General features: G+C 63.4%; 15 protein-coding genes. All 15 read right to left on the reverse strand.

The window, feature by feature from the left end; all coding sequences use genetic code 11:
* Positions 1-50: 50 nt before the first annotated feature.
* The gene (locus tag GV035_RS20130) at positions 51-431 is read right to left on the reverse strand and encodes a ComEA family DNA-binding protein (RefSeq protein WP_159836728.1); all 381 of its coding nucleotides are present in this window, start codon (positions 429-431) and stop codon (positions 51-53) included.
* Between the two features lie 74 nt (positions 432-505).
* Positions 506-1,498, reverse strand: coding sequence for an ADP-glyceromanno-heptose 6-epimerase (gene rfaD / locus GV035_RS20135; protein ID WP_159836729.1), 993 nt, complete (start codon positions 1,496-1,498; stop codon positions 506-508).
* Between the two features lie 6 nt (positions 1,499-1,504).
* Positions 1,505-2,482 (reverse strand): D-glycero-beta-D-manno-heptose-7-phosphate kinase, encoded by a 978-nt coding sequence (gene rfaE1, locus GV035_RS20140; protein WP_236572672.1) that lies wholly within the window; start codon positions 2,480-2,482, stop codon positions 1,505-1,507.
* Entirely contained in the window at positions 2,448-3,851 is a 1,404-nt protein-coding gene (locus GV035_RS20145) for a UDP-glucose dehydrogenase family protein (RefSeq protein ID WP_159836730.1), read from the reverse strand. Before GV035_RS20145 ends, rfaE1 begins: the two co-directional genes overlap by 35 nt.
* Before the next feature lie 75 nt (positions 3,852-3,926).
* Positions 3,927-5,102 (reverse strand): lipopolysaccharide assembly protein LapB, encoded by a 1,176-nt coding sequence (gene lapB / locus GV035_RS20150; protein ID WP_159836731.1) that lies wholly within the window; start codon positions 5,100-5,102, stop codon positions 3,927-3,929.
* 47 nt (positions 5,103-5,149) lie between these two features.
* Complete coding sequence (locus tag GV035_RS20155) at positions 5,150-5,443, reverse strand: LapA family protein (RefSeq protein WP_159836732.1); 294 nt, start codon at positions 5,441-5,443, stop codon at positions 5,150-5,152.
* A gap of 322 nt (positions 5,444-5,765) precedes the next feature.
* Positions 5,766-6,095: an integration host factor subunit beta gene (locus GV035_RS20160; RefSeq protein ID WP_008342376.1), complete on the reverse strand. Its 330-nt coding sequence runs from the start codon at positions 6,093-6,095 to the stop codon at positions 5,766-5,768.
* Between the two features lie 22 nt (positions 6,096-6,117).
* Entirely contained in the window at positions 6,118-7,833 is a 1,716-nt protein-coding gene (gene rpsA, locus GV035_RS20165; protein WP_159836733.1) for a 30S ribosomal protein S1, read from the reverse strand.
* 170 nt (positions 7,834-8,003) lie between these two features.
* Entirely contained in the window at positions 8,004-8,684 is a 681-nt protein-coding gene (gene cmk / locus GV035_RS20170; protein WP_159836734.1) for a (d)CMP kinase, read from the reverse strand.
* A 58-nt stretch (positions 8,685-8,742) separates the two neighbouring features.
* Positions 8,743-10,047 carry a 3-phosphoshikimate 1-carboxyvinyltransferase gene (gene aroA / locus GV035_RS20175; protein WP_159836735.1) on the reverse strand — a complete coding sequence of 435 codons (1,305 nt, stop codon included), beginning with the start codon at positions 10,045-10,047 and terminating at the stop codon, positions 8,743-8,745.
* Positions 10,048-10,067: 20 nt separating this feature from the next.
* Complete coding sequence (locus GV035_RS20180; RefSeq protein WP_159836736.1) at positions 10,068-10,994, reverse strand: prephenate dehydrogenase; 927 nt, start codon at positions 10,992-10,994, stop codon at positions 10,068-10,070.
* A 60-nt stretch (positions 10,995-11,054) separates the two neighbouring features.
* Positions 11,055-12,137: a prephenate dehydratase gene (gene pheA, locus GV035_RS20185; protein WP_159836737.1), complete on the reverse strand. Its 1,083-nt coding sequence runs from the start codon at positions 12,135-12,137 to the stop codon at positions 11,055-11,057.
* Positions 12,138-12,181: 44 nt separating this feature from the next.
* On the reverse strand, positions 12,182-13,264 hold the full coding sequence (serC, locus tag GV035_RS20190) for a 3-phosphoserine/phosphohydroxythreonine transaminase (RefSeq protein WP_159836738.1): 1,083 nt from the start codon (positions 13,262-13,264) through the stop codon (positions 12,182-12,184).
* A 186-nt stretch (positions 13,265-13,450) separates the two neighbouring features.
* Positions 13,451-14,059, reverse strand: a complete 609-nt coding sequence (locus GV035_RS20195) for a DUF2059 domain-containing protein (protein ID WP_159838093.1) — start codon at positions 14,057-14,059, stop codon at positions 13,451-13,453.
* Between the two features lie 175 nt (positions 14,060-14,234).
* Positions 14,235-16,910 carry a DNA gyrase subunit A gene (gene gyrA / locus GV035_RS20200; protein ID WP_159836739.1) on the reverse strand — a complete coding sequence of 892 codons (2,676 nt, stop codon included), beginning with the start codon at positions 16,908-16,910 and terminating at the stop codon, positions 14,235-14,237.
* Positions 16,911-16,985: the final 75 nt, after the last annotated feature.

The following is a 16,985-nucleotide window of genomic DNA, read 5'->3' on the forward strand; positions in this document are numbered from 1 at the left end:
ATCCATTGTGGCGCGCGGCAGCCGACAGTCTGCGCCGCGCGCCGTACCGCTTACTTCTTGACGACAACGGGCTTCGATGCCGGCGACGACAGCACAGGCGTCGCGCTGACGCTGTTCGCGCCATTGGCGCCCGTGGCCCCGGCGGTGGCTGCGGTCTTCGACGCCGTGCCGATGCTCAGGCCTTCGGCCGTGAGACGCTGCACCGTCTTGCCGCCCAAGCCTTTGACGCGCGAGCTGAGGTCGGCCGCATCCTTGAAGGGGCCGTGCGCCTGACGTTCATCGAGAATGGCTTTCGCCTTGGCCGGGCCGATGCCCTTGATGCCGCGCAAGGCATCGGTATTGGCGGCGTTGACATCGACCGCCGCGAGCGCCGAACCGATGGACAGGGTGAGCGCGAGCGCGACGAGGGTCGAAAGGGCTTGCTTGAACATACTGAGTCTCCAGAAGAACCGGCCGGCGAACAGTGCCGACCGCAAGACCCAGTGTAGAGAGACTTCGAAGGCGTTTATAGCTGGCCGAATAGCCAACGCACGTAGCGATCCACGCCTTCCTGAACGGTCAGAAACGGCGCTTCGTAGCCGGCTGCGCGCAAGCGTGTCTGATCCGCTTGCGTGAAGCACTGGTACTTGCCGCGCAGCGCGTCTGGGAACGGAATGTACTCGATGAGCCCGCGCTGCACGAGTTCCGCGAGCGACAGCGGCGCCTCGCCGTTGATCGCGCGCAGCGTGTTGACCACGGTCGAGGCGATGTCGTTGAACGGCTGCGCGCGCCCCGTGCCGAGATTGAAGATGCCCGACTTCTCCGGATGATCGAGGAAGTGCAGATTGACCTTCACCACATCTTCCACCGACACGAAATCGCGCGTCTGCTCACCCGCCGCGTAGCCGTTGTATTCGCCGAAGAGCTTGACCTTGCCTTCCGCGCGGAACTGGTTGAAGTTGTGGAACGCGACCGACGCCATGCGCCCTTTATGCGTCTCGCGCGGGCCGTACACGTTGAAATAGCGAAAACCGACGATCTGGCTGCCCGCCTTCGGCAACACCTGACGGACGATCTGATCGAAGAGGAACTTCGAGTAGCCGTACACGTTGAGCGGCTTCTCGAGTTCGCGCTCCTCGACGAACCGGCTCGATCCGCCGTACGTGGCCGCCGACGACGCATACAAGAACTGCGCGCCCTGCGCGAGACAGATGTCCATCACATCGCGGCTATACCGGAAGTTGTTGTCCATCATGTAGCGGCCATCAGTTTCCATCGTGTCCGAGCAGGCGCCTTCATGGAACACCGCGCGCACCGTGCCGAAATCGCCGCGCCGAAAACGCTCGATGAACTCGGTTTTGTCGAGGTAATCGTCGATCTCGCAATCGACGAGATTCCTGAACTTGTCGGCGCGCGTGAGGTTGTCCACCGCGATCACGCGATGCTCGCCGCGCTCGTTGAGCGCCTTGACGATATTGCTGCCGATGAAGCCGGCCGCCCCGGTAACGATGAAAGTCATGTGAGATCAGGCGAAGAGTTCGTTGTAGTCGACGGTCGCCGTGCCGAGCTTGCCCACGACGATGCCGGCCGCGCGGTTCGCGTACACGATCGAATCGACGAGCGGCACGCCTGCGCCGAGCATGGTGGCCACCGTCGCGATGACGGTGTCGCCCGCGCCCGAGACATCATACACTTCGCGCGCTTCGGCCGAATTGTGCAGCACCTGGTTCTCCGTGAAGAGCGTCATGCCCTCTTCCGAGCGCGTGAGCAACAATGCGCTCAAATCCAGCTCCGCGCGCAGCTTCGTCACGCGCTCGTGCAGGTCTTCCTCGGACTTCCAGTGGCCGACCACTTCGCGCAGTTCGGCGCGGTTCGGCGTGATGAGCGTCGCGCCGCGATAACGCTCCCAGTCGTCGCCTTTCGGATCGACGAGCACGGGTTTGCCCGCCTCGCGGGCGTCGCTGATCATCTTCGTGACGTGCGTTAGACCGCCCTTCGCGTAGTCGGACATCAGAATCACGTCGTGCTGCGGCAGCAGTTCCGTGAAGCGTTCGAGGCACGCGCGCAGCACTTCGTGATTCGGCGTGTTCTCGAAATCGACGCGCAGCAGTTGCTGCTGACGCGACAGCACGCGCAGCTTGATGGTGGTGAGCAGTTCCGGGTCGCGCGCGAGATGCGCGGCGACCCGGCTCTCGCCGAGCAATTCCACGATGCGCTCGCCCGGCTCGTCATGCCCCACGACGCACAGCAGCCCCGCCTGCGCGCCGAGCGCCGCCGCGTTGCGCGCGACGTTCGCCGCGCCGCCCAGGCGATCCTCCTTCTTCTGCACGTGCACGACCGGCACGGGCGCTTCGGGCGAGATGCGGTTCACGTCGCCGAACCAGTAGCGGTCAAGCATCACATCGCCGACCACCAGCACGCGCGCCGCCGAAATGCGGGCGCGCGGCACCACTGGGATATTCGCCGGGCTATTGCCGGCTGCCATTGCCGTCGAGTTCGACATGGGGACGTCCTATTGCAAAATAATCGATGCCTAGTTCGGCCATCGTTTCCGGTTCATACAAATTGCGGCCGTCGAAGATAACCGGCATCTTCAGCTCGCTCTTCAAGTGCCCGAAGTCCGGGCTCTTGAATTCCTTCCATTCCGTCACGATGACGAGTGCGTCCGCGCCCGTCAATGCTTCCTGCTGCGTTTGCACGAAGTGCAGGCGCTCCATGTCCTCGCGGCGACCGTCGAGATCGAGCGCGAACACGCGCTGCGCTTCGGCCATCGCGATCGGATCGTAGGCCCGCACCGTCGCGCCGCGCTCGAGCAGCGACGCGATCAGGCGCCGGCTCGACGCTTCGCGCATATCGTCGGTGTTCGGCTTGAACGCGAGTCCCCACACGGCGAACGTGCGGCCGCGCAGGTCTTCGCCCATGCGCTTGACGATCTTGTTGACGAGCACTTCCTTCTGCGCGTTGTTGACTGCTTCGACCGATTCGAGAATCTGCAGACGATGCCCGTTTTCGCGCGCCGTCTGCACGAGCGCCTGCACGTCTTTCGGGAAGCACGAGCCGCCGTAGCCGCAACCCGCATACAGAAAGTGATAGCCGATGCGCGGGTCCGAGCCAATGCCGCGACGCACGGATTCGATGTCCGCGCCGACGGCATCCGCCAGATTCGAGAGATCGTTCATGAACGAGATGCGCGTGGCGAGCATCGCGTTGGCCGCGTATTTCGTGAACTCGGCGGAACGCACGTCCATGTAGAGCGTGCGCTCGTGATTGCGGTTGAACGGCGCGTAGAGGCGCTTCATCATTTCGCGCGCGCGGTTGCCGGCCCGGTCGTCGTCGATGCCGATTACGATGCGGTCCGGCCGCATGAAGTCGTCGACTGCCGCGCCTTCCTTCAGGAACTCAGGATTCGACACGACGGAGAAGCCGTGCTTGTCCGCGACGTCGAGCCCGCGCGCCTTCAGTTCTTCGTCCACGACGCGCTTGACTTGCAGCGCCGTGCCGACCGGCACCGTCGATTTGTCGACGATCACCTTGAAGCCGTTCGAATAGCGTCCGATGTTGCGCGCCGCCGCGAGCACGTACTGCAAGTCGGCGGAGCCGTCCTCGTCGGGCGGCGTGCCGACCGCGATGAACTGGATGTCGCCGTGCTCGACGCTCGCCTTCACGTCGGTGGAGAACTGGATGCGTCCCGCCGCGCGCGTGCGCTTGAGCATTTCCTGGAGGCCCGGCTCGTGAATCGGCACGCCGCCGCTGTTGAGGATCTCGATCTTGCGCGGATCGACGTCAACACAGAACACGTCATTGCCGATTTCAGCGAGGCAAGCACCGGTCACGAGACCGACGTAACCCGTACCAACGATGGTAACTTTCATAGCTCTCCGTGGGTTCCTAAGATGGCGGCGATGATGATGAGCGCCCGTACTGCGCGCTCGCGATGGTGTGCGAACTCAGGCCGAACTCGTGATCGGTTCGACGCGTCGCGGCGCGTAGGTCTCCCAGCCGCTGCAGCCGGGGCACTGCCAATAGAATAGACGCGCGCGGAATCCACAAGTCTGACACGTATAGCGCGGCAAATTCTTGGTGCGTTGCTTGACCAGCGTGCGCATGAGTTGCAGTTCGCCCCGGCGCGGCTCCTCGGCCGTCGCTTCCTGCGCTTCGAGCAGGCGCGTCATGCCCGCGAGATTCGGCGCGATCTCCATTTGCCGGCGCACGAGCGCATGCGCCGCGTCGAGGCCGCGCAGTTCCTGGACGTGCTTGTACGCGACATCGAGCAAATCATTCGACGGATACCGCGTCGCGTAGTCGATCAGCAAATCCACGCCCTCGTCCTTGCGCCCGAGCGCCGCGTACGCCTTCATCAACTTTTCCGCGACGAGCGGCAGATACGCTTCATTCTGCGCTTCGACGCGCTTCCAGACGGCAATCGCGGCTTCGACGTTTCCGGCGGCCGCTTCGGCATCGCCGGAGAGAATCGTGGCGCGGACGTTGTCCGGATTCGACGCCAGCGCGAGCTTCAGTTCTGCGCGCGCATCGTCCAGATTCTTGCGCTGCAACGCTTCCTGCGCGAGTTCGCAATGGAAATGCGCGATTTCCATATGCAGCGACGGCGCGCCCATTTTCTCGATGCGCTCGGCTGTCGTGATGGACTTCGGCCAGTCCTTTTCGATCTCGTAAATGGTCAGCAGCGCGCGCTGCGCCCCGAGCGAATATTCGCCGGCTTCGAGGGAGCGAAACGTTTCCTCCGCGCGATCCAGCAGGCCCGCTTTCAGGAAGTCCTGCCCCAGTTCGTACAGCGCGTGATCGCGTTCCGCAACCGGCAGGTCCGCACGGCTCAGCAAATTCTGATGCACTCGAATCGCGCGATCCGTCTCGCCGCGCCGCCGAAACAGATTGCCGAGCGCGAAGTGCAACTCGATGGTTTCCGGGTCCAGCTTGGCGACTTCGATGAACGCGTCGATTGCCTTGTCGTGTTGCTCGTTGAGCAGGAAGTTCAGGCCGCGAAAGTACGAGCGCGGCAGGTTCGCATTCTCGGATAGCAGCGTTTTCAGGTCGTAGCGGGATGCCATCCAGCCGAGCGCGAAAGCCACGGGAATGACGAGCAGCCACCAGAAGTCTAGATCCATGCGGTTTTGTCGGTGATTCGGTTAGGTGCTGCTTGAGGATGCGCGTATCAGATGAGCGGCGGCATCGGCGGTTCTTCTTTGACCACCGGCGTTTCGCGGGCGACGCGCACGTCGCGCTTCAGGCGCCCGTTCTCGATCCGCAAACGCAGCATCGCCGGCACGGCCGAGACGAGCCCGGCGAGCAGCCCCACCACGAAAAACGCCAGCCCGATCAAAATCAGCGGCGCCTGCCAGGCGTAGCCGGCGAGGAAATTCAGTGTCGCAGGCTGGGTGTTGGCCAGCGCCAGCACGAGCAGCAGCACGAAAACCAGAACGCGGATCAGCCAGACAATGAATTTCATGTAGGTCTCGCAAAAAAGCGGTGACAACTTGCGGTTACATCTCGCGGCCGTCTTTTCGCCGTCCGGCCTACGTGATTACCCGAGTCAAAGTGACCGGTATTGTAATGGATGCGTTTGCCGCCAAGGACCGGCGCGGCGCAAGCCTCCGACGAAATGCCGGCGCTGTGTGCGCTACCGAACGCGATACCTATGCGTGCGGCGCAAAAAGGCAAAAAAAAGCACCCGCGAGGGGTGCTTTTCTGGTCGATTGCCTCATGGCCGGACGTCGCGGCAGCTCATCTGCGCGCATGCGCAGACAATGATTCGTGCCGATGCGCGCCGATCAGAGATCGTCCGCATCGTCGTCGTTCGACGCCTTCAGCGGCTCGCCCGCGCGGCCATCGACGCGTTCGCGCAATTCCTTGCCCGGCTTGAAGTGGGGCACGAATTTCTCCGGTACCAGCACTTTTTCACCCGACTTGGGATTGCGCCCGACGCGCGACGGACGACGGTTGAGCCCGAAGCTGCCGAAGCCGCGAATTTCGATGCGATGACCATTGGCAAGCGCCTCGGACATCGCATCGAGCATCGTCTTGACCGCGAAATCCGCATCCTTGAGGACAAGTTGCGGAAATCGCGAGGCCAACTGGGCGACCAATTCCGATTTGGTCATACTGCAGCAGTACCGTTAAGGCTTAGCTGTTCTGGCCGTCGAGCTTGGCCTTCAGCAGCGCGCCGAGGTTGGTCGTGCCGGTAGCGGCGGCGTTCGAGTCCGAAGATTGCAGGCCGCGCATGGCTTCCTGTTGCTCCGCAGAATCCTTCGCCTTGATCGACAGGTTGATGCCGCGCGACTTGCGATCGATGTTGATGATCATCGCGTTGACCTTGTCGCCTTCCTTCAGCACGTTGCGCGCATCTTCCACGCGGTCTTGTGCGATTTCCGAAGCGCGCAGGTAGCCTTCGACTTCGCCCGACAGCGTGACGACCGCACCCTTCGGATCGACCGACTTCACGACGCCGTCGACGATTGCGCCCTTGTCGTTGATCGCGACGAAGTTGCTGAACGGATCGCCTTCGAGCTGCTTGATGCCGAGCGAGATGCGTTCCTTCTCGACGTCGATGCCCAGAACCACGGCTTCGACTTCGTCGCCCTTCTTGTACTTGCGAACCGCTTCTTCGCCCGTTTCCGACCACGACAGGTCCGACAGGTGAACCAGACCGTCGATGCCGCCCGGCAGACCGATGAAGACGCCGAAGTCGGTGATCGACTTGATTGCGCCTTGCAGCTTGTCGCCCTTCTTGAAGTTGCGGCTGAAGTCGTCCCACGGGTTCGGCTTGCACTGCTTCATGCCGAGGCTGATACGGCGGCGGTCTTCGTCGATTTCGAGAACCATGACTTCGACTTCGTCGCCCAGTTGCACGACCTTTGACGGTGCAACGTTCTTGTTCGTCCAGTCCATTTCCGACACGTGGACGAGGCCTTCGATGCCCGATTCCACTTCGACGAATGCGCCGTAGTCGGTGATGTTGGTGACCTTACCGAACAGGCGCGTGCCCGACGGGTAACGGCGCGAGATGCCTTCCCACGGATCGTCGCCCAATTGCTTGATACCGAGCGAAACGCGGTTCTTCTCTTGGTCGAACTTGAGGATCTTCGCGGTGACTTCCTGGCCAACCGACAGCACTTCCGACGGGTGACGCACGCGACGCCATGCGATGTCGGTGATGTGCAGCAGGCCGTCGATACCGCCGAGGTCCACGAACGCGCCGTAGTCGGTGATGTTCTTGACCACGCCTTCCACGATCGCGCCTTCCTTCAGCGTTTCGAGCAGCTTTGCGCGCTCTTCGCCTTGCGTGGCTTCGATCACGGCACGGCGCGACAGCACGACGTTGTTACGCTTGCGGTCGAGCTTGATAACGCGGAATTCGAGCGTCTTGCCTTCGTACGGAGTCGTGTCCTTGACCGGACGCGTGTCCACGAGCGAACCCGGCAGGAACGCGCGGATGCCGTTGACCATCACGGTCATGCCGCCCTTCACCTTGCCGGTGATGGTGCCGGTGACGAGTTCGTTGTTGTCCAGCGCCTTTTCCAGCGACAGCCACGAAGCCAGACGCTTCGCCTTGTCGCGCGACAGGATGGTGTCGCCATAGCCGTTTTCCAGCGCGTCGATCGCGACGGAAACGAAGTCGCCCGCCTGCACTTCCACTTCACCCGCGTCGTTCAGGAATTCTTCGAGCGGAATATAGGCTTCGGACTTCAGACCAGCGTTCACGACCACGAAGTTGTGGTCGACACGCACGACTTCGGCGGAGATCACTTCGCCGGCGCGCATGTCCTGCTTGGTCAGCGACTCTTCGAACAGAGCCGCGAAAGATTCGTTATTCGGGGTGGAGGTTTGCAGGTCGGACATAAAAATCAATATTTGCACAGCCTTTGCGCTTGAGGCCACCTGGCCGACGATGCGCGAAGCCGCACGGGGTTAAAGGGTTAACACACGCTCCGCCACATGACGGAGCACCAAACCATCCGGCAGCCTGCCAACCAACTGCGGCGGGCGAACCGGCACTTCCAATGCATCTCTTACACGCGCACTTCGCTGTACCAGCCGATGATCTGCTCGACCGCCTGGTCGATCGACAAACCGGAGGTGTCCAGCGTCCTCGCGTCCGCCGCGGGCTTGAGCGGCGCGGCTGCCCGGTTCATGTCGCGGGCGTCGCGCTCGCGCAAATCGCGCAGCAAGTCATCCATATTAGCAGAAAAGCCTTTTTGCATCAATTGCTTATGGCGCCTGGCCGCGCGGGCCTCGACGCTCGCGGTGAGAAAGACCTTCAGCGTGGCGTCCGGGAAGATGACCGTGCCCATGTCGCGCCCGTCGGCGACGAGCCCCGGGCGCTTGCGGAACGCCCGCTGGCGCGCGACCAGCGCCTGCCGCACTTCGGGATGCACCGCGATTGCGGACGCGCGATTGCCGATTTCCTCGGCGCGGATTTCGCTCGACACGTCGACGCCGTCGAGCTGCGCGCATCCCTCGCGGAACGTGATATGCAGGTCGCCGACGAGATTTGCAAGCGCGGCCGCGTCGGCCTTGTCGATGCCGTAGCGCACGCTCGCGAGCGCCGCGAGCCGGTACAGCGCGCCGCTGTCGAGCAGATGAAAGCCGAGCGTGGCCGCGACGACCGCCGCGACCGTGCCCTTGCCCGACGCCGTCGGCCCGTCGATGGTGATTACTGGAGTGGGGTCGAATGGACGGCTCGGTTTCATTGCGTATGGCCGTTCTGGCCCGTTGTTGCTGTTCTGATGATCAAGGACATTGCGCGGCTCAGGTTCTCACGAGCGTCGCGAAACGGTCGAAGTAGTCGGGGAACGTCTTGTTAACGCACTTCGGATCGTTGATGCGCACCGGCACGCCGCCCAGGCTCACGAGCGAAAAGCACATCGCCATGCGGTGATCGTCGTACGTGTCGATGGCGGCGTTCGCGATCAGTTTCGCGGGCGGCGTGACGACGAGGTAATCCGCGCCCTCTTCCACGGTCGCGCCGACCTTGCGCAGTTCCGTCGCCATCGCGGCGATGCGGTCCGTTTCCTTCACGCGCCAGCTCGCGATGTTGCGCAGCGTCGTCGTGCCGCTCGCGAAGAGCGCGGCCACGGCAATCGTCATCGCGGCGTCCGGAATCAGGTTGAAGTCCATGTCGATGGGCGAGAGCTTGCCGTCGTCGGATTCGACGCCGCGCACTTCGATCCAGTCGTCGCCCATCATCACGTTCGCGCCCATGCGATTGAGCGCGTCCGCGAAGCCGACGTCGCCCTGAATGCTCGACCGCCCGACGCCTTCCACGCGCACCGGCCCGTGGCCGATGGCGCCCGCCGCCAGAAAATACGATGCGGACGACGCATCGCCTTCCACCATGATCGCGCCGGGCGACCGGTAGGCCGCGCTGGCGGGCACGGTGAAGCGCGCCCAGCCCTCGCGCTCGACGGTGACGCCGAAGCGTTCCATCAGCCGGACCGTGATCTCGATATAGGGCTTCGAAATGAGTTCGCCTTCGACTTCGATCGTCACTGGCCCGTTGCGGCCTTCGATGACCGGCAGGCTCATCAGGAGCGCGGTGAGAAACTGGCTCGACACGTCGCCGCGCACGCGGATCGGTTTGTCCACGGCAATGTTGGATGCGTGAATCCTGAGCGGCGGAAAGCCGTCGTTCTGCTCGTAGTCGATCTTCGCGCCGATCTGACGCAGGCCGTCGACGAGATCGCCGATGGGCCGCTCGTGCATGCGCGGCACGCCGTGAACGCGATATTCGCCGCCGTTGACCGCGAGCGCCGCCGTCAGCGGACGCACCGCCGTGCCCGCGTTGCCGAGGAAAAGCTCCGCCGATTTCGACGGAAACGTGCCGCCCGTGCCCGTCACGATCACGCGCTCGCCATCGCGCCTGAGCGCCACGCCGAGCGTCTCCAGCGCGGCAAGCATCACGCGGGTGTCGTCGGAATCGAGCAGATTGGTGATCGCCGTTTCGCCGGCCGAGAGCGCGGCGAGCAGCAGCACGCGGTTCGAAATGCTCTTCGAGCCGGGCAGCCGCACCGTGCCGGACGCGCGCGCGAAGGGTCCGAGATCGAGATGTTCCATGCTGGGTCCTGGAGTGTGTCTTATTTCGCGGCCGAATCGCCGGGAATCTTGGTGCCGCCGCGTTCCTGCCACTCGGTGCGAGCGACGCGTGAACGCGCGAACGCAGCTTCCAGCGCCGCGCCATCCGATGCGTCGATGGCCGCGCGAAAGCGCGCGAGGACGTCGGTGTAGGCGTCGAGTTCCGCGAGCAGCGCCGCGCGATTGGCGAGGCACACGTCGCGCCACATTTCCGGACTCGACGCCGCGATGCGCGTGAAATCGCGAAAACCGCCCGCCGCGAACGAGAACTTCAGTTGCGCGTCCGGCGCTTCCAGAATCTGCTCCACGAGCGCGAACGAGAGCACATGCGGCAGATGACTCACCGACGCGAACACGCGATCGTGCTGCGCCTCGCTCATCCGATGCACGGCCGCGCCGGTCGCGTGCCACATCGCGGCAATGCGATCGACGGCTTCCGGCGCGTTTTCTGCGAGCGGACACAGCACGACATTGCGGTCGACGTAAAGCTCGGGCAACGCGGCATCGACGCCGCTCGACTCGCGCCCGGCAATCGGATGCCCCGGCACGAACTGGGCGACGCGTTCGCCGAGCGCCGCGCGTGCCGCGGCGACGACGTCGGTCTTCGTGCTGCCGGCGTCGGTGACTAGGGTCCGGGGGTCGAGAAACGGCGCGATGCGCGCGAGCAACGGCTGCGTCTGCGCGACCGGCGCGGCGAGCAGCACGATATCGGCGTCTTCGAGCGCCCGCGAGAGCGCGGCGGAATCGTCGAGCGCCGCGGCTTCATCGATCACGCCGAGCTCGACTGCGCGCGCCACCGACTGCGCCGAGCGCCCGACGCCGACCACGCGCCCCGCGAGGCCCGCGCGTTCACGCAGCGCGCGCGCGAGCGAGCCGCCGATCAGGCCGACGCCGAAGATAACGAGTTTATTGAAAGTGAACGCGGCCACGGGACATCGCAAAAAGCGCGTCGAAAGACGCGGATGACGGAACGGCTGAAAGCGCGAATTCTACCGGGCGCGCGGATACGACCCGAGAATCTTGAGAAACGCAGCCTTTTGCCCGAGTTCTTCCAGCGCGGCGGCCACCGACGCATCGTTGCGGTGGCCTTCGAGATCGATATAGAAGTAGTACTCCCACGTCCCGACGCGCGCGGGCCGCGACTCGAAGCGCGTCATCGAAACGCCGTGCTTCGCGAGCGGCTCGAGCAGCTTGAACACCGCGCCCGGCTCGTTCGCGACAGATACGATGAGCGACGTCTGGTCGTGGCCGCTCACATCCGACGGCTGCTTGCCGATGATGACAAAGCGCGTGCGATTGTGCGGATCATCCTGAATCAGCGAGTACACGACGCCGAGGCCGTAGTGCGTCGCGGCGCGGTCGCCGGCGATGGCTGCCACCGTGCGGTCCGCCACGGCCATGCGCGCCGCTTCCGCATTGCTCGACACGGCCTGCCGCTCAAGATGCGGCGCGTTCGCCGACAGCCACCGCTGACACTGCGCGAGCGCCTGCGGATGCGCGCAGACCCGCGTCACGCCTTCGAGCGAGCCGGACGCCGTCAGCAGATTGTGGTGGATCGGCAAGGCAAGCTCGCCGCCGATCACGAGCTGCGTTTGCAGCAGAAGATCCAGCGTGCGCGATACCGCGCCTTCCGCCGAATTCTCGACCGGCACGACGCCGTATTGCGCGGCGCCGGCTTCGACCGAGCGGAACACTTCGTCGATGGACGGGCACGGCAGGCCCTCGATGGAATGCCCGAAGTATTCGAACATCGCCTGTTCGCTGTAGGTGCCGACCGGCCCGAGGAACGCGGCGCGCAGCGTCTGTTCGAGCGCGCGGCTGGCGGCCATGATCTCGCGCCAGATGGCACTGATGTGATCCGCCGCGAGCGGACCGTCGCTCGTGGCCTGCAGCCGCGCGATGACCTGCATTTCGCGCTCCGGACGAAACACCGGCGCGTTGAAATGCTTCTTCACCTCGCCGACTTCGAGCGCGACGGAAGCGCGCTGGTTCAAGAGCGCGATGAGTTGTGCGTCGAGCGCGTCGATGCGCTCACGCAGCGGTTTGAGTCTTGAATTGAGATCGTCGTCCATGCGGTGCGTGTTGAGCGAATGCGGTTAAAGGAGCGACGGCGCGTTCACGCGCTCGTCCGCTCGAATTCCTTCATGTAGTCGACGAGCGCCCTGACGCCCTCGACCGGCACCGCGTTGTAGATCGATGCCCGCATGCCACCGACGGACTTGTGGCCCTTCAGCTGCAGTAGCCCGCGCGCTTTCGCGCCGGCCAGGAAATCGGTATTGCGTGACTCATCGGCGAGGAAGAACGGCACGTTCATGCGCGAACGGTTCTGCCGCTCGACCTTGTTGACGTAGAAATCGCTGGCGTCGATGGTGTCGTAGAGCAGCTTCGCTTTCTCGACATTGCGCGCTTCCATCGCGTGCAGGCCGCCCAGCTTCTTCAGCCACTTGAAGACGAGCCCGGCCATATAGATGGCGTACGTGGGCGGCGTGTTGAACATCGAGTTGTTCTCGGCAACCGTCTTCCATTCGAACGCGGACGGGCAAATGGACAGCGCGCGGTCGAGCAGGTCTTCGCGCACCATCACGACCGTCACGCCCGCCATGCCGATGTTTTTCTGCGCGCCCGCGAAGAGCACGCCGAATTTGGCGACGTCCATCGGACGCGAAAGAATATGCGACGACGCATCCGCGACGAGCGGGATGTCGCCGAGATCCGGAATGTCGAATGCCTCGATGCCGTCGATGGTTTCGTTCGTGCACAGATGCACGTAAGCGGGATCGTCCGAGAGCTTCCACTCGCCGATTGCCGGCACGCGCGTGAAGCCTTGCTCGGTCTTGCCCGTGGCCGCGACGTGCGGCGTGCAGTACTTCTGCGCTTCCTTGAAGGACTTTGCCGACCAGGAACCCGTCACGACGAAATCCGCAGTCTTCTTCGCGCCGAGCAGATTCATCGGCACGATCGCGTTTTCACCGATGCCGCCGCCTTGCAGAAACAAAATGCGATGCGAGGCCGGCACGTTCAGCAGTTCGCGCAGGTCGGTGAGCGCCGCTTCATGAATCGACATGAACTCGGCGCCGCGGTGGCTCATTTCCATCACGCTCATGCCGCTGCCGTGCCAGTCGAGCATTTCGCCGGCGGCTTGCCTCAACACTTCTTCTGGCATGGCCGCCGGGCCGGCGGAGAAATTGAACACGCGCATGTGGAGATCCCGAATGACAGGCGCGGACTTGGTCGAGTCGCTTGGTTCAGCGGATGACTCGCGCCTGAAAAAAGAAATGGCTGCTTACGCTTGCGCGCAAACAGCCATTATCGCACTGTCCTGAAAAACCCGCCAACGCGCGGGACAGCGAGCCCCGCAGCGGTTTCTCTGGACGTCGCGCCGTGCTTACTTGCCCGGCTTGACGCTTGCCACTTCTTGATCCGCTTGCGTGCGGGTCGCCTTGATGGCTTGCGGCATGTACTTCTGCATCAGACCGTTGACGACGTCGCGGCCAACCTGGTCTTGCACCTGAATGAACTTGCGGCCCGTCGGGCTCTTGTAGAAGTTCGTGAGGTCCTTGATCTCGTCGGTCGAGTAGTACTTCGCGTAGGCGTCGTACTGGGCCTTCATGGCGTCCTGACGGAAGTTATCCGTGGCGAACACCTGACCTGCGGAGTCAACCAGCTTCGGCACTGCGTTCTTCTGCAGCGTCGGGACAGCGGCCTGCTTCTGCTTGTCGTTCAGCGACTTGTTTTCCGACAGCGCGTCCGACAGGATTGCCGGAACGAGTTGCTTGGCTTGCATCTGTGCGCTGTTGCCGATCGCGCCGACGAGCTTTTGCGCGTCGATTGCGTCGAGCAGATCCTTGATCGCAGCTTGCTTGGCCGGATCAACCGGGGCTGCTGCGGCCGGCGCCGCCGCCTGGTTCGGCGCCTGGTTCTGGAGCGACTGAGCCATCGCGAAAGTCGGCACGAAAGCGGCCAGCAACATCCACTGCTTGAAACGTCCTTGCATCATTACTCCCTGTAAAAAATATTCAGTTCGCCACTGCCAACGAGCCTTGCATGTCCGCATGGCGGCGCCGGCTTCCAAGACAGGAAGCGCAGCGTCGGCATCAGGCTCACGTCGCGCAGCTTAACCAATTCAGGCTTGCAAAAGCGATAACGAGAAAGCGGCGACACAAAAAATATCAGGCGCCTTCGTCACCCGCGCCGCCTTCTCCGTTTTGCGTGTCGTCCGGCGGTGCGGCAGAAGCGTCGGCGTCGGCGGCTGCCTCTGCTGCTGCATCGGCTTCGTCGAGCTCGGCGTCGGCCTCTGCTTCGGCGATATGCTGCAGTCCCGACAACTTCGTCCCTTCGTCAAGGCTGATGAGTGTAACACCTTGAGTTGCACGGCCCATTTCGCGGATTTCGGACACCCGCGTGCGGATCAGAACGCCCGCTGTGGTGATCAGCATGATCTGGCTTTCCGAATCGACGAGCGTCGCGGCGACGACCTTGCCGTTGCGCTCCGACGTCTGGATGGCGATCATGCCCTTCGTGCCGCGGCCGTGGCGCGTGTATTCGTTGATCGGCGTGCGCTTGCCAAAGCCGTTTTGCGTGGCCGTCAACACCGACTGGTTCTCGCCGCCCGCCACCAGGAGCGCGATGACCTGCTGCCCTTCTTCGAGCTGCATGCCACGCACGCCGCGCGCTTCGCGGCCCATGGCGCGAACGTCGTTTTCGTCGAAACGCACGGCCTTGCCCGAGTCCGAGAACAGCATGACGTCGTGCGCGCCGTCGGTGATGGCCGCGCCGATAAGATAGTCGCCGTCATCCAGACCAACCGCGATGATGCCCTTCTTCAGCGGACGGCTGAACGCTTCGAGCGGCGTCTTCTTGACGGTGCCGAGCGCGGTCGCCATGAACACGTACTTGTCCGCCGAGAACTCCTTGATCGGCAGCACGACGTTGATCTTCTCGCCGTCCTGCAACGGGAACATGTTGACGATCGGCCGGCCGCGCGAGTTGCGCGAGCCTTGCGGCACTTCGTAGACCTTGACCCAATAGACGCGGCCGCGGTTCGAGAAGCACAACATATGGTCGTGCGTGTTCGCGATGAACAGCGTGTCGATCCAGTCGTCTTCCTTCATCTGCGTGGCCTGCTTGCCGCGCCCGCCGCGCTTTTGCGCGCGGTATTCGGACAGCGGCTGCGACTTCACGTAGCCGGAATGCGACATGGTCACGACCATTTCCTGCGGCGTGATCAGGTCTTCGGTATTCAGCTCGGTCGCGTTCATTTCGATGCGCGAGCGACGCTCATCGCCGAATTCCGCGCGCACCTGGCCGAGTTCTTCCACGATCATCTGCCGGATGCGTTCCGGCCGCGCGAGGATGTCGAGCAGGTCGGCGATCTGCGCCATGACCTCGCGGTATTCGCCGACGATCTTGTCCTGCTCGAGGCCCGTCAGGCGTTGCAGGCGCATCTGCAAGATTTCCTGCGCCTGCACGTCGGACAGCTTGTAGAGGCCGTCTTCCTGCAGACCGTAAGCCGGATTCAGCCCTTCCGGACGGTACGCGAGACGCCCGCCGGAATCTTCCGTCTCCGCGCGCGTGAGCATTTCGCGCACGAGCGACGAATCCCACGGACGGCTCATCAGGTCCTGCTTCGCGATAGGCGGCGTCGGCGCGGCCTTGATGATGGCGATGAATTCGTCGATGTTCGCGAGCGCCACGGCCAGACCTTCGAGCACGTGACCGCGGTCGCGCGCCTTGCGCAGTTCGTACACCGTGCGCCGCGTCAGCACTTCCCGCCGATGCGACAGGAAGCACTCGAGCATTTCCTTCAGATTCAGCAGCTTGGGCTGACCGTCGACGAGCGCGACCAGATTCATGCCGAACGTGTCCTGAAGCTGCGTCTGCTTGTACAGGTTGTTCAGCACGACTTCCGGCACTTCCCCGCGCTTCAGCTCGATCACGACGCGCATGCCGCTCTTGTCGGATTCATCGCGGATGTCCGAAATGCCCTCGATCTTCTTCTCGTTGACGAGTTCCGCGATGCGCTCGAGCAGCGTGCGCTTGTTCACCTGATACGGAATTTCGTCGACGATGATCGCCATGCGCTGGCCGCGGTCGATCTCTTCGAAGTGCGTGGCCGCGCGCATGACGACGCGCCCGCGCCCGGTGCGGTAGCCGTCGCGCACGCCGGCGACGCCGTAGATGATGCCGGCGGTCGGGAAATCCGGCGCCGGCACGATCTCGATGAGTTCGTCGACCGACGACTCCGGATGGTTCAGCAGATGCAGACAGGCATCGACGATTTCGCGCAGGTTGTGCGGCGGAATGTTGGTCGCCATGCCGACCGCGATGCCGGCCGAGCCATTGATCAGCAGATTCGGAATGCGCGCCGGCAGCACGAGCGGTTCGTTCTCGCTGCCGTCGTAGTTGGGACCGAAGTCGACGGTTTCCTTGTCGATGTCGGCCAGCAACTCGTGGCCGATCTTCGCCATGCGGATTTCGGTGTAGCGCATGGCCGCGGCGTTGTCGCCGTCGACGGAACCGAAGTTGCCCTGACCGTCGACCAGCATATAGCGCAGCGAGAACGGCTGCGCCATGCGAACGATGGTCTCGTACACCGAGGCGTCGCCGTGCGGATGGTACTTACCGATTACGTCGCCGACGATACGCGCCGATTTCTTGTACGCGCGATTCCAGTCGTTATTCAGTTCATGCATCGAGTACAGCGCCCGGCGATGCACCGGCTTCAGGCCATCGCGGACATCGGGAAGCGCACGCCCGACGATTACGCTCATCGCGTAATCGAGATACGAACGGCGCATTTCCTCCTCGAGGGAGATAGGCAGAGTCTCTTTGGCGAATTGATCCATTATCCGTGTCTTGAACTGTGCAGCAGCGACACGGCAGCGCGTTCGTCAGTATCGCGACACCCGCCAGCCGGCCGC

The sequence above is a fragment of the Burkholderia sp. 8Y genome, from assembly GCF_902506145.1.
In the GTDB taxonomy this organism is placed as follows: domain Bacteria; phylum Pseudomonadota; class Gammaproteobacteria; order Burkholderiales; family Burkholderiaceae; genus Caballeronia.

What these genes read in the sequence shown, in the direction of transcription:
- gyrA (WP_159836739.1), bottom strand. Translation starts at nt 16,910, where the DNA reads ATGGATCAATTCGCCAAAGAGACTCTGCCTATCTCCCTCGAGGAGGAA.
- GV035_RS20155 (WP_159836732.1), bottom strand. Translation starts at nt 5,443, where the DNA reads ATGAAATTCATTGTCTGGCTGATCCGCGTTCTGGTTTTCGTGCTGCTG.
- cmk (WP_159836734.1), bottom strand. Translation starts at nt 8,684, where the DNA reads ATGAAACCGAGCCGTCCATTCGACCCCACTCCAGTAATCACCATCGAC.
- GV035_RS20160 (WP_008342376.1), bottom strand. Translation starts at nt 6,095, where the DNA reads ATGACCAAATCGGAATTGGTCGCCCAGTTGGCCTCGCGATTTCCGCAA.
- pheA (WP_159836737.1), bottom strand. Translation starts at nt 12,137, where the DNA reads ATGGACGACGATCTCAATTCAAGACTCAAACCGCTGCGTGAGCGCATC.
- rpsA (WP_159836733.1), bottom strand. Translation starts at nt 7,833, where the DNA reads ATGTCCGACCTGCAAACCTCCACCCCGAATAACGAATCTTTCGCGGCT.
- rfaE1 (WP_236572672.1), bottom strand. Translation starts at nt 2,482, where the DNA reads ATGTCGAACTCGACGGCAATGGCAGCCGGCAATAGCCCGGCGAATATC.
- GV035_RS20195 (WP_159838093.1), bottom strand. Translation starts at nt 14,059, where the DNA reads ATGCAAGGACGTTTCAAGCAGTGGATGTTGCTGGCCGCTTTCGTGCCG.
- GV035_RS20145 (WP_159836730.1), bottom strand. Translation starts at nt 3,851, where the DNA reads ATGAAAGTTACCATCGTTGGTACGGGTTACGTCGGTCTCGTGACCGGT.
- GV035_RS20130 (WP_159836728.1), bottom strand. Translation starts at nt 431, where the DNA reads ATGTTCAAGCAAGCCCTTTCGACCCTCGTCGCGCTCGCGCTCACCCTG.
- serC (WP_159836738.1), bottom strand. Translation starts at nt 13,264, where the DNA reads ATGCGCGTGTTCAATTTCTCCGCCGGCCCGGCGGCCATGCCAGAAGAA.
- rfaD (WP_159836729.1), bottom strand. Translation starts at nt 1,498, where the DNA reads ATGACTTTCATCGTTACCGGGGCGGCCGGCTTCATCGGCAGCAATATC.
- lapB (WP_159836731.1), bottom strand. Translation starts at nt 5,102, where the DNA reads ATGGATCTAGACTTCTGGTGGCTGCTCGTCATTCCCGTGGCTTTCGCG.
- aroA (WP_159836735.1), bottom strand. Translation starts at nt 10,047, where the DNA reads ATGGAACATCTCGATCTCGGACCCTTCGCGCGCGCGTCCGGCACGGTG.